This is a genomic window from Kitasatospora sp. NPDC001225 (assembly GCF_053597855.1).
Window position 1 is genome coordinate 1 of record NZ_JBSFJC010000199.1, and the last position, 10,188, is coordinate 10,188.

14 protein-coding genes are annotated in these 10,188 nt (G+C 74.2%); 9 read left to right on the top strand and 5 right to left on the bottom strand.

The window, feature by feature from the left end; genetic code table 11:
- From ACWDCZ_RS36565 to ACWDCZ_RS36575, 3 genes are all read left to right on the top strand, one after another.
- The coding region (locus tag ACWDCZ_RS36565; protein ID WP_449818151.1) for a zinc-binding dehydrogenase at positions 1 to 357 on the top strand (357 nt) is incomplete at its 5' end.
- A 509-nt stretch (positions 358 to 866) separates the two neighbouring features.
- On the top strand, positions 867 to 1,094 hold the full coding sequence (locus ACWDCZ_RS36570) for a hypothetical protein (RefSeq protein WP_387820776.1): 228 nt from the start codon (positions 867 to 869) through the stop codon (positions 1,092 to 1,094).
- A gap of 53 nt (positions 1,095 to 1,147) precedes the next feature.
- A complete protein-coding gene (locus ACWDCZ_RS36575) occupies positions 1,148 to 1,720 on the top strand; it encodes a hypothetical protein (protein WP_449818152.1) in 573 nt (190 codons plus the stop codon).
- A 42-nt stretch (positions 1,721 to 1,762) separates the two neighbouring features.
- Here the strand turns inward: ACWDCZ_RS36575 and ACWDCZ_RS36580 are convergent, their stop codons facing one another.
- Complete coding sequence (locus tag ACWDCZ_RS36580; RefSeq protein ID WP_117485361.1) at positions 1,763 to 2,506, bottom strand: helix-turn-helix domain-containing protein; 744 nt, start codon at positions 2,504 to 2,506, stop codon at positions 1,763 to 1,765.
- A gap of 268 nt (positions 2,507 to 2,774) precedes the next feature.
- Here ACWDCZ_RS36580 and ACWDCZ_RS36585 point away from each other — a divergent pair, with 268 nt between their 5' ends.
- Genes ACWDCZ_RS36585 through ACWDCZ_RS36595 form a run of 3 tightly spaced genes read left to right on the top strand, consistent with a single transcriptional unit; the run spans position 2,775 to position 4,706 of the window.
- Positions 2,775 to 3,440 carry a DUF4097 family beta strand repeat-containing protein gene (locus ACWDCZ_RS36585; protein ID WP_449818153.1) on the top strand — a complete coding sequence of 222 codons (666 nt, stop codon included), beginning with the start codon at positions 2,775 to 2,777 and terminating at the stop codon, positions 3,438 to 3,440.
- A 39-nt stretch (positions 3,441 to 3,479) separates the two neighbouring features.
- Complete coding sequence (locus ACWDCZ_RS36590) at positions 3,480 to 4,316, top strand: alpha/beta fold hydrolase (protein ID WP_449818154.1); 837 nt, start codon at positions 3,480 to 3,482, stop codon at positions 4,314 to 4,316.
- Between the two features lie 45 nt (positions 4,317 to 4,361).
- A complete protein-coding gene (locus ACWDCZ_RS36595; protein ID WP_449818155.1) occupies positions 4,362 to 4,706 on the top strand; it encodes a hypothetical protein in 345 nt (114 codons plus the stop codon).
- Positions 4,707 to 4,737: 31 nt separating this feature from the next.
- On the opposite strand, the gene ACWDCZ_RS36600 is transcribed toward ACWDCZ_RS36595, so the two are convergent.
- On the bottom strand, positions 4,738 to 5,895 hold the full coding sequence (locus ACWDCZ_RS36600) for an acyltransferase family protein (protein WP_449818156.1): 1,158 nt from the start codon (positions 5,893 to 5,895) through the stop codon (positions 4,738 to 4,740).
- A 138-nt stretch (positions 5,896 to 6,033) separates the two neighbouring features.
- On the opposite strand from ACWDCZ_RS36600, the gene ACWDCZ_RS36605 reads away from it, so the two are divergent.
- Positions 6,034 to 6,684: a GNAT family N-acetyltransferase gene (locus ACWDCZ_RS36605; RefSeq protein ID WP_449818157.1), complete on the top strand. Its 651-nt coding sequence runs from the start codon at positions 6,034 to 6,036 to the stop codon at positions 6,682 to 6,684.
- A gap of 107 nt (positions 6,685 to 6,791) precedes the next feature.
- On the opposite strand, the gene ACWDCZ_RS36610 is transcribed toward ACWDCZ_RS36605, so the two are convergent.
- Positions 6,792 to 7,508, bottom strand: a complete 717-nt coding sequence (locus tag ACWDCZ_RS36610; RefSeq protein WP_074006296.1) for an HAD family hydrolase — start codon at positions 7,506 to 7,508, stop codon at positions 6,792 to 6,794.
- 37 nt (positions 7,509 to 7,545) lie between these two features.
- Positions 7,546 to 8,187 carry a TetR/AcrR family transcriptional regulator gene (locus ACWDCZ_RS36615; RefSeq protein ID WP_449818158.1) on the bottom strand — a complete coding sequence of 214 codons (642 nt, stop codon included), beginning with the start codon at positions 8,185 to 8,187 and terminating at the stop codon, positions 7,546 to 7,548.
- A 160-nt stretch (positions 8,188 to 8,347) separates the two neighbouring features.
- Between ACWDCZ_RS36615 and ACWDCZ_RS36620 the strand changes: the two genes are divergently transcribed.
- Both ACWDCZ_RS36620 and ACWDCZ_RS36625 read left to right on the top strand, forming a co-directional pair.
- The gene (locus tag ACWDCZ_RS36620; RefSeq protein WP_449818159.1) at positions 8,348 to 9,049 is read left to right on the top strand and encodes an SDR family oxidoreductase; all 702 of its coding nucleotides are present in this window, start codon (positions 8,348 to 8,350) and stop codon (positions 9,047 to 9,049) included.
- Between the two features lie 72 nt (positions 9,050 to 9,121).
- Positions 9,122 to 9,544 carry a tautomerase family protein gene (locus tag ACWDCZ_RS36625; RefSeq protein WP_049655321.1) on the top strand — a complete coding sequence of 141 codons (423 nt, stop codon included), beginning with the start codon at positions 9,122 to 9,124 and terminating at the stop codon, positions 9,542 to 9,544.
- 331 nt (positions 9,545 to 9,875) lie between these two features.
- Here the strand turns inward: ACWDCZ_RS36625 and ACWDCZ_RS36630 are convergent.
- The coding region (locus ACWDCZ_RS36630) for a zinc ribbon domain-containing protein (protein WP_449818160.1) at positions 9,876 to 10,188 on the bottom strand (313 nt) is incomplete at its 5' end.

Here is a 10,188-nt window from a genome sequence, read left to right on the forward strand (position 1 = left end):
CGCGACCGCGGACCCCCCCCCCCCGGGCCGCCCGCCCGACGGCTGGCGCGGCCCGGCGGGCACCCCGGCCCCCTCCACGCCGCCCTGCTGGGCGTACGGGCCCTGGGCGCGGTGCGCGGCCGCGGCGCCTTCGTCGCGGTCGCGGCCGGCAGCGCCCCGGTGCCCCTGCGCGGCATCCGGGTCGCCAACGTGTGGATCACCGCCGACGGCCCGGCGCTGGCCCGCCTGTCCGGCCTCGCCGCCGACGGCCGCCTCACCCTGCGGGTCGCCGACACCCTCCCGCTCGCCGACGCCGCCGACGCCCACCGCCGCCTGGAGGCCGGAGGCCTGCGCGGGCGGCTGCTCCTGACGCCCTGACGCCCTGACCGGTGGGCGGGGACGAGGAGAAGGCCTGCTCCCGGGACGGGGGCAGGCCTTCTCCGATGTGATCCGCGTCACGGCGGGGCTGCGGCAACAGCGCTCCGCCCGGGGAGACCGTCCGGGTTGAGGGGAAGGGCTCTCGGATCGCAACTCTTGCATTCGGCGGCGCTGCGACCAAGCCGACCGGACGGCTTCGGACACTCCCGGACGCCGGACCGCCCCGAGCAGGTGCGATCCCGGCGACCCGCCCGACGGCGCCCGGACGGTCTCGGACAGTCCCGGACGACTTCGGACACGCGGGCGCCGGCGGCGCGGCAATGGTGTCCGAATTCGTCCCGACAGTCAGTCATATCAACTCTTGCAATGCCTGGTTGCCGCCGGAGGAGCCGCGGGCGGGAACTTGCGCAGCGCCTGGCGGCCCGCGCATGATCTGGCCCAACCACCCGTCGGGTGGCCCAGGGGACGGCAATCCCCACGTCCGGGTTGAGGGTTCAGAAGGGACCACTGTGCTGCTCGAACTCCGATGCGCGGTGCGGCGCACGCCGCCGCCCGCCACCCCGCCCGCCGAGGGCTCCGGCCTGCGGCGGGCCGCGCTGTCCGCGGCGTTCCTCGCGGTCGCCCTGGCCGGCGTCATCGCCCTGATCGTCCTCGGGTACGCCGTCGAGGCGCTGGTGACCGTCATCGTCACCGCCGCCGTCGAGGCCTCCGGCACGGCCGTGCGGGGGCGGCGATGAACGCAAGCCAGGAGTTCTTCTCCGAACTGCAGAGGCTCCACCGTCGCGCACCCGTGCGGAACTCGAAGGAACTCGCAGACATCAGCGGCCTGAGTCATAGTGTCATTCATTCGACGCTCGAAGGGGAGTACTTCCCCCAGCGCGAGACTCTGGGAGCGCTGCTGGCGGCGATGGCCGTGGAGGGCAGCGTCCGACTGGAAATGCTGTTCCTTCACGAGGAAGCGCGAAAGGCACTTCGCGCCGTCGCGCAGTCGGCCACCAAGAGGCCACCCGTCACCGACTGGCGCGTACCGGTCCCGGCCGCCGGCGAACCCGATCCCGTGCTGTTCTCCACCGCGAAGGAGTTCGTCGCGGGCCTGGAGGACGTCAGGGTCTGGGCCGGCGAGCCGTCACTGCGCCGGCTGGAGGAGCGCAGCGCGCGGCTGCACCAGCAGCGGCAGACCGCCTACGGCAAGGTCCTGCGGCGCAGCACGATCTCCGACATGCTCAACGCGACGTCCCTTCCGCAGATGGAGAAGGTGCGGCACTTCCTGCAGATCTGCGGGGTGCGGGACATCGACGCGTGGGTGTACACGTGGCGGCGGGTGCGGACGATCGAGAAGGCCGCGCTGCGCCGGGCGGCCTGACCTGTCACGGCTCGGGAGTAGGAAGTCGGCCCCGCCGACTTCCTACTCCGGCGCCTCGTCCTCGATGGCGGCCGCCACCGGCTTGGTGTGGAGGACTTCGCGGGCCTGTTCGGCGGCGCGGACGATGCTTTCGCTGATGAAGTCGAGGAAGCGGGCGATGTTCTCCAGGCGGACGGCGGCGGGGGTGCCGGGGCCGAGGACGGCGACGCCCTGGCGGGCGGTCTCGATGACCCTGTCGTTGGCGCGGGCGCTGGCGATGACGGCCTGGTAGTAGAGCTCGTCGTCGACGATGTAGCGGTCGCGGCGGCGTTCGTCGCGTTCGCGGCGTACCAGGCTCTGGCTCTCCAGGAAGGCGATCGCCTTGGAGATGGAGGCGGGGCTGACCTGGAGGCGTTGGGCGAGTTCGGCGGCGGTGAGGCTGCCGGCGTCGGTGGTGGACAGGCAGGTGACCACGCGGGCGCCCATCCGGTTGAGGCCGGAGCCCATGAGGACGGTGGTGAGCTGCTCCTCGTAGGCGGCCACGGCCTCGTCGTCGCGGCCGTGGGGGTGGGTGCCGGGCCGTGGGCCTGCCGTGGGGGCGGGGCGGCGGCGTTGGGCGCGGTGTTCGGTGGCGCGGTGGGCGAGGTCGGCGCGGTAGGCGACGGGGCCGCCGTTGCGCATGACCTCGCGGGTGACGGTCGAGGTGGGGCGTTCCAGGCGTCGGGCGATCTCGGCGTAGGGGAGGCTGTCGGCCAGCCCCAGTGCGATCTGCCGGCGTTCCTGCTGGGTGAGCCTGCCTCCCGGCATCGCGTTCTCCTCGGTGGTGGTGGCCGTGTGGTTCCCGGTCGGCCGTGTGGTTCCCGGCCGGCCCCCACCTTAGCGTTCACCTTCAGACCATTGCAATGATCGGGGTGACGTCCGTTGCGTTACCCGTGCGTCCGTTGCAACAGTTTCCCGCTATCCACCTGCCATTACGCTACTTTGACGCAACGAACTAGTTGCCAAGATCTTGAAAGCAACGTAGCGTTTCCAATGTCGGAAACACCGATGGAACGAAACCGCACAGGAGCGCAGCATGCAGAAGTTCGCCACCCCCGCCCCGGTCACCGTCGTCCTGGACATCCCCGGCGGGCGCGTGCGGTTCATCGCCGCCGAGCGCGTCGACACCACCGTCGAGGTCCGGGCCGCCGAGCCCGGCAAGGGCCGCGACGTCCGGGCCGCCGAGCAGACCGCCGTCACCTACGAGGACGGCGTCCTGCGGATCGTCACCTCCGCGTCCGGCGGCCAGCTGCTCGGCCCCACCGGCTCCCTGGAGGTCACCGTCCAGCTGCCGGCCGGCTCCGCCGTACGGGGCAAGGCCGCGGCCGCCGAACTGCGCGTCGTCGGCCGCCTGGGCGACGTCGCCTTCGACGGCGCGTACCGCCACACCAAGGTCGACGAGGCGGCGAGCCTGCACCTGAGCGCCGTCGACGGCGACATCGAGGTCGGCCGCCTCGGCGGGCCCGCCCGGATCAGCACCACCCGGGGCGACATCCGCGTCACCGAGGCCCACCGGGGCACCGTCGAGCTGAGCACCCAGTCCGGGAGCATCACCGTCGGCGCCGCCGCCGGCGTCTGCGCCGCCCTGGACGCCGGCACCGGCCACGGCCGCGTCGCCAACTCCCTGCGCAACGACGGCGCCACCGTGCTCGACATCCGCGCCACCACCTCCCACGGCGACATCACCGCCCGCAGCCTCTGACCCCGTCCCGGGGCCCGACACCCGTCCAAGGGGGACACCATGACGAACAGCACCGCACCCGCGACCGGCCCTGCCCCGTGGACCGGCCTGGTGCCGGTCGACGACACCGCCCTGGCCGCCACCGACACCGGCGGCCCCGGCCTGCCCGTGCTCTACCTCAACGGCCAGTTCGCCACCCAGGGCTACTGGCGGCGCGTCCTCGCCGACCTCGGCCCGGGCCTGCGGCACATCACCTACGACGAGCGGGCCCGCGGCCGGACGTCGAAGCGCTCCGCGGACTACTCCTTCGAGGCCGCCGTCCGGGACGTCGACGCCGTCCTCGCGGCCCGCGGCGTGCGGCGGGCCCTGCTGGTGGGCTGGTCCTACGGGGCGTTCGTCGCCGCGCACTGGGCCTCGCGCAACCCGGGCCGCTCCGTCGGCGCGGTCCTGGTGGACGGCGCGCTGCCCTACGACTGGCTGACCGAGGAGCTGGAGCGGCGCATCCGCACGCAGTTCCGACGGTGGGCGCCGCTCATGGCACTGGCCCGCCCCACCGGCCTGACCCCGCGGATGACCCACCGGCAGATGTCGGAGTCCAACATCGAACTCGGCAGGATCGGCAGCGCCGCCGCGCTGGGCCCGGTGCTGGACGCCATCACCGTCCCGACCCGGTACGTGATCGCCTCGGGGACCTCGCTGGGCAGCAAGGGCGACGAGCAGGAGCTGATCCGCGCGGCCCTGCCGGCGGTCACCGCGCGCAACCCGCACATCCTGATCAGCGCGAAGGTGCCCAGCAACCACGGCGCGATCCTGAAGAAGGACTTCCGCGCCATCGCCGACGCGGTGCGCGAGGTCGCCGCCCTCGACGCCCCCGGCCGCCCCGCCACCGGCCGCTGACGGCCCGTCCGCCGGCCCTGCCGTGGTCGCGGCGATCATGGGGGCATGTCAGCGATCACGACCATCCTCCTCAACCCCGGCGGCTGGGCGGACGACGACGACGTCGTCGCCGAGCTCAACGCCCGCCTCGACCTGCTGAGCCCCGACCTGCCCGGCCGCTGGAACCTGCGGAACATCTCCACCGAGGACCACCCCTGGGGCGGCACGAAGCGGCCTCCCCACCTCTTCGGCGGCGCCCTGAACCACCTGCCGTTCGCCGAGTTCGCCCGGATCGCCGCGCAGCTCCCGTGGTCGGACCCCGAGCAGTTCCAACTGCTCGTCATGGGGGACGGCGAAGGCCGCTTCCGGACACTCACCCTGGCCGACCTGCGGGCCTGGCCCACGGACTGAACGGCGCGCCCCTCGCCCGCACCGCCGTCCCTCAGCCGGCTCCCGCCGCCCGGCCGGCGAGGCGCCGTACCGCGGGGCGCTCGACCAGGGCGTGGCTGACGGCCCCGGCGGCCAGGGTCGCGCCGAAGGCGGCGACGGTCAGCAGGGCGGCGAGCGGCGCGGGGTAGGTGCGGTCGCCGAACAGCAGGGGGCGGCCGTGGAAGAGGACGACGCCCTGGCAGAGGTAGAAGCCGAAGGAGACGGCGCCCAGCCACTGGGCCGGGCGGCGCGGCGGCGGGTCCCCGGCGCCGCGCCGCAGGTCGTGCTGGGCGGCGGCGCAGATGACCAGCGCGAGCGGCAGGACCATCGGCAGGACGAAGTCGTAGGGCGAGGGGACGGCGAGCGCGAGCGCGTAGGCGGGCGCCACCAGGAGGGCGGCGGCGGCCAGGGGGACGCGCGGGGCGCGGCCGGCGGCGACGGCGCGGGCCAGCAGCATGCCGAGGACGAACTCCGGCAGCCGGGCCGGCGGGAAGAGGTAGCCGAACCACAGCTGGTCGAGGGAGACGGGCAGTTGGGGGATCCGGGGCCGGTCGGACAGCAGGACCGCGTCGGCTCCCGCGACGGCCGCGGCGGCCAGCAGGACGGCGGCCAGGGCCGGGCGCAGGGCGCGTGCGGGCAGGCGCCGTACGGCGCGGTGCAGGAGCGGGAAGAGCAGGTAGAACAGGGCCTCGCAGCACAGCGACCAACTGGGCATGTTCATCCCGGAGTTGATGTCCGGGTCGGGCGAGTAGGCGTGGACGAGCAGGAGGTTGGGCAGCCAGGTGCGCACCGGGGCGGCCCAGGCGAACAGGAGGGCGGCGGCCGCCCACATCGCCAGGTGGCTGGGGTAGATCCGGGCCAGGCGCCGGCGCCAGAACGCGGCGGGGCGTTCGCGTTCGCGCGCGGACCAGGTCAGGACGAAGCCGCTGAGGACGAAGAAGAACGAGACCCCGGCGTAGCCGGCCTTGGAGGTGGCGTGGGCGAGGGCGGCGGCGAGGCGGGGGTCGGCGAAGAAGCCGAGCGGGGCGCCGGGGTGCAGCGGGTCGGCGATGAGGAAGGCGTGGAAGAGGAAGACGGCGAGGGCGGCGGCGAAGCGCAGGGAGGTGAGGGTGGGCAGGCGGTGCGGGGGTGGCGGTCCTCCGACCAGCCGAGTATCACTTCGTGCGCTCATCGCACGACTGTAGGTGACGGCGCGTCAAGTCGGGTCGCCGCCGCTGTCCCCCGGGAGGTGGAATCGGGGCGGAGGCGGACGTGAAGGCGAGGTGGAAATGGCGGTGCGCGGCGCGGGCGGGCTGGGCACACTGGCTCGATGATCATCGACCACTGGCCCCTGCGGGGGCTGCGCGTGTCCTCGCCCCGCCTGGAGCTGCGCCTGCCCACCGAGGACGAACTCGCCGAGGTGGCCGACGTCGCCGCCCGCGGCGTCCACCCGCCCGAGGAGCGCCCGTTCCTGACGCCGTGGGGCGAGCTGCCGCCGGCCGAACGGGCCCGGCACGTGGTGCAGTTGCACTGGCGGCGGCTGGGGCGCTGGAGCGCGCAGGACTGGGCGCTGAACCTGGTGGCCTTCCACGAGGGGCGCCCGGTGGGCATCCAGGACATGCGCGCCAAGGAGTTCGGCGTGCGGCGCGAGATCGTCTCGGGCTCCTGGCTCGGCCTGGAGTTCCAGGGCAAGGGCCTGGGCACCGAGATGCGCGCCGCGATGCTCCACCTGGCCTTCGCGGAGCTGGGGACGCGGTCGGCGAGGTCGCTGTCCTTCGCCGACAACCACTCCTCCCTGGCCGTCTCGCGCCGGCTCGGCTACCGCGGCGACGGCATCGACCGCGACGTCCTGGACGGGCGGGTGGTGGTCTCCCAGCGCCTGCGCCTGACCCCCGAGGCCTGGGCCGGGAACGCCCGCACCCCGGTCACCGTCACCGGGCTGGACGAGGGCTGCCGCGCCCTGTTCGGCCTCGACGACTGAGCACCCGACCGGGACGCCCGCGCGGGGCGAGCGGCGCAGCGCGCCCACTCCCCCGCGACGCGGGAAGTCGGCCGGGCCGACTTCCCGCGCGACCGGGCGGCCCCGGTTCAGGTCCGCAGGGCGGCGGGCAGTTCGGCCAGGGTGTGCAGGACGTGGATGCCGTCGTCGACCGGGGTGCGGGAGGCGGCGCGGTCGAGCCAGAAGGGGCGCAGGCCGGCGCCCCGGGCGCCAAGGGCGTCCAGGTCGTACCTGTCGCCGACGTAGGCGACCTCGTGCGGGGGCAGGCCCAGGCGGGCGCAGCCGGTCAGGAAGATGGCGGGGGCGGGTTTGGCCTCGCCGGGCCGGTCGGAGCCGACGAGGGCGGTGTCGGCGAAGTGGTGCAGCAGGCCGGTGGCGTGGAGTTTGGGGCGCTGCTGGTCCATCGGGGCGTTGGAGACGATCCCGAGCCGGTGGGTGGGGGCGAGGGCGGCGAGGACGGGGGCGGCGTCGGGGAAGGCGGTCCAGGCGGCGTCGCGGTGGGCGGTGTAGCCGGCGAACCAGGCGGTGGCGGCCTCGTCGGGCATGGCGGCGGTGTCCTCGCCGAGGCGGGCGAGGAAGCGGCGGACGCGTTCGCGCTGCTGGCCGGTGAAGGTGAGTTCCCCGGCCAGGAAGCGGGCGTACTGCTCGTCCAGGATCTCGCGCCACAGCGCCACCGCCGTCTGCGGGTCGGGGACGCGGCGCAGCAGGTCGAGGTGGCGCAGGTGGGCGAGGATGCCCGCCCGTTCCGAGCCCGAGTAGTCGAACAGGGTGTCGTCGACGTCGAAGAGCACGCCTCTGATCGGCACGGTCCGTCCTTTCGCCAGGTCCACGTACGTACGGACCCTACGCGGTCGCCGGCTCCCCGCCCCCGCTTCCGTCCCCGTCCCCGTCCCCGTCCCCGTCTCCGTCTCCGTCATCGACGGCCAGGCGGTGGCGGGCGGCGGCCAGGAACTCCCCGGACAGGTCGGGGTCCTGGCTCGCCCGGGCGAGCAGCAGTGCTCCGACCATGGTGGACAGGTCGGCGAGCGCCTCCTGCCGTTCGGCGGGTTCGGGCAGGGCCGCCAGGACGTCGACGAGGTCGCGCAGTCCGGCGGTGTAGGCGGTGCGCAGCGGGGTGCCGGGTTCGGTGCGGGCGGCGTCGGCGGCGAGGGCGGCGGCGGCGCAGCCGTGGCCGGGGTGGTCGCGGTGGAGTTCGGACAGGTAGCGGTGGAGGAACTCGGCGCGGGGGGTGCGCCGGGCGGGCGGCTGGTCGGCGAGTTGTTCCATGGCGTCGCGCCGTTCGGTGAAGGCGGCGGTGAGGGCCTCGGCGAGGAGGTCGTCCTTGGAGGCGAAGTGCCGGTAGAAGCCGCCGTGGGTGAGTCCGGCGGCGGCCATCGCCTCGGGGACGCTGACCTGGTCGGCGCCCTTCTCGCGGATCAGGCGGGCGGTGTGGTCGACGACCCGGCTGCGGGTGCGTTCGGCCTCGGCGCGGGACACGCGGGGCATGCCGCGGCTCCTTCCCTCTCGTACGACGCGTGGTGCGTCCGGTCGGTGCTTCCACTTGGTGCGTCCACTTTCCCATCCCCTTTAGATGATGGTAATAATCTAAATGCTGCGGCACCCGCCGGCGACGGCCGGTGCCGCCCCGAGAGCGAGGAGATGCACCATGACCGTGATCGAAGGCTCCACCGCCCTGGTCACCGGAGGCCGCCGGGGCCTGGGCCGGGCGTTCACCGCGGAACTGCTGGCCCGCGGCGCGAAGAAGGTCTACGCCACCGCCCGCACCCCCGACACCAGCGAGGACCCGCGCGTGGAGGTCCTCGCACTGGACGTCACCGACGACGCCTCGGTGGCCGCCCTCGCGGCCCGCGCCGACGACGTCGACATCGTCTTCAACAACGCCGGCGTCCTGCACCCGGCGCCGCTGCTCAGCGCCGACCTCGCGCTGGTCCGGGACACCTTCGAGACCAACGTGCTCGGCCCGCTGCGCATCGCCCAGGCCTTCGCCCCGGTGCTGGCCGCCCGCGGCGGCGGCGCGCTGGTCGACATCCACTCGCTGCTGTCCTGGGGCGCCGGGGCCGGGGCCTACGGGGCCTCCAAGGCCGCGCTGTGGTCCCTGACCAACTCGCTGCGCCTGGAACTCGCCGCCCAGCGCACGCAGGTCGTCGGCGTGCACCTGGGCTTCGCGGACACCGAGATGGTCGCGGCCGTCCCGGTCGACAAGATCCCGCCCGCCGAGGTGGCCCGCGCCGTCCTGGACGGCGTCGAGCGCGGCGAGCACGAGGTGCTGGTCGACGACGCCACCCGGGCCCTGAAGGCCGCCCTGTCGGGCCCCGTGGACGACCTGGCCGTCCTCGGCCGCCGCTGACACCCCGGCAGGACCACCGGCCCGACCGCCGACGAAAAACCCCGACCCGACCGACGACCAGGAGGAACCGCCATGCCCCTGTGGCACGTCTACCACCCGCCCGGCACCTACGACCCCGGGCAGAAGAAGCAGCTCTCCACCGACATCACGGGCTTCTACACCCGCTTCGGACTGCCGAAGTTCTACGTGGTGGTCCTCTTCCACGAGGTCGCCGCCGACTCCTTCCACGTCGGCGGCGAACCGCACGGCGCGGCCGTACGGGTCGTGGTCGAGCACATCGCCCGCCACACCGAGGACCCGGACCTGCGCAGGCGCACCCGCGAGGCGCTCGCCGCCCTCCTCGCGCCCCACACCACCGACCGCGGCCTGTACTGCGAGTTCCACGTCGACGAGACGCCGCGGAACCTGTGGATGATCGACGGCCTCACCCCGCCCCCGGAGCAGAGCGAGACCGAGAAGCTGTGGGCCCGGGAGAACCGCCCGCTCCCGTACTGACGCACCCGCGCCCGCGCCGACACCGCCACCGTCGCCCCCGACGGTGGCGGTTTCGGCGCGAGACGCCACGGGGCCGAACGGGCGGGCCGGCGGGGGGTTCACGCGTCGAAGCAGATCTCGGGCCACTGCGGCGCGGGGGCGTCCAGCAGCGGGGCGGGGATGCCGCGCAGGTGGAGGCCGAAGTAGGCGGTGAGGTAGGCGCGTTGGGCGGCGACGGCGCGCTGCGGGTCGCCGGTGCCGAGGAAGTGCTCCAGCCGGTCGGCGGGCCAGGCGAAGACGGACTGCCCCTGGGGGACGAGCAGTTGCAGGTCGCATTGACATCCTCACCCGCCTAAAGGCGAGTGATTCCCGTCTGTCGCACCGTTGCCCGGTACGGCTTCGGGTGGGTTCCTGCTTCACCGCGCTGCGCCGGAACACGTTCCGGTCTCACCTGCGCTCCACAGGCCGATACCGCCAGTCCGGCGGCCTTGGCGACGTTGACCGCCGCGTTGACATCCCGGTCCAGGACGGCCCCGCACGCCCCGCACGTCCACTCCCGGACACCGAGGGGTTTGGGGCCGTCCTTGACGCCGCAGTCCGAGCACACCTGTGAGGTCGGCTCGAAGCGGCCTGTCCGGTGGAAGGCACGCCCGTACCGCACGGCC

What these genes read in the sequence shown, in the direction of transcription:
- ACWDCZ_RS36590 (WP_449818154.1), top strand. Translation starts at nt 3,480, where the DNA reads ATGACGAACAGCACCGCACCCGCGACCGGCCCTGCCCCGTGGACCGGC.
- ACWDCZ_RS36625 (WP_049655321.1), top strand. Translation starts at nt 9,122, where the DNA reads ATGCCCCTGTGGCACGTCTACCACCCGCCCGGCACCTACGACCCCGGG.
- ACWDCZ_RS36600 (WP_449818156.1), bottom strand. Translation starts at nt 5,895, where the DNA reads ATGAGCGCACGAAGTGATACTCGGCTGGTCGGAGGACCGCCACCCCCG.
- ACWDCZ_RS36585 (WP_449818153.1), top strand. Translation starts at nt 2,775, where the DNA reads ATGCAGAAGTTCGCCACCCCCGCCCCGGTCACCGTCGTCCTGGACATC.
- ACWDCZ_RS36605 (WP_449818157.1), top strand. Translation starts at nt 6,034, where the DNA reads ATGATCATCGACCACTGGCCCCTGCGGGGGCTGCGCGTGTCCTCGCCC.
- ACWDCZ_RS36595 (WP_449818155.1), top strand. Translation starts at nt 4,362, where the DNA reads ATGTCAGCGATCACGACCATCCTCCTCAACCCCGGCGGCTGGGCGGAC.
- ACWDCZ_RS36580 (WP_117485361.1), bottom strand. Translation starts at nt 2,506, where the DNA reads ATGCCGGGAGGCAGGCTCACCCAGCAGGAACGCCGGCAGATCGCACTG.
- ACWDCZ_RS36615 (WP_449818158.1), bottom strand. Translation starts at nt 8,187, where the DNA reads ATGCCCCGCGTGTCCCGCGCCGAGGCCGAACGCACCCGCAGCCGGGTC.
- ACWDCZ_RS36620 (WP_449818159.1), top strand. Translation starts at nt 8,348, where the DNA reads ATGACCGTGATCGAAGGCTCCACCGCCCTGGTCACCGGAGGCCGCCGG.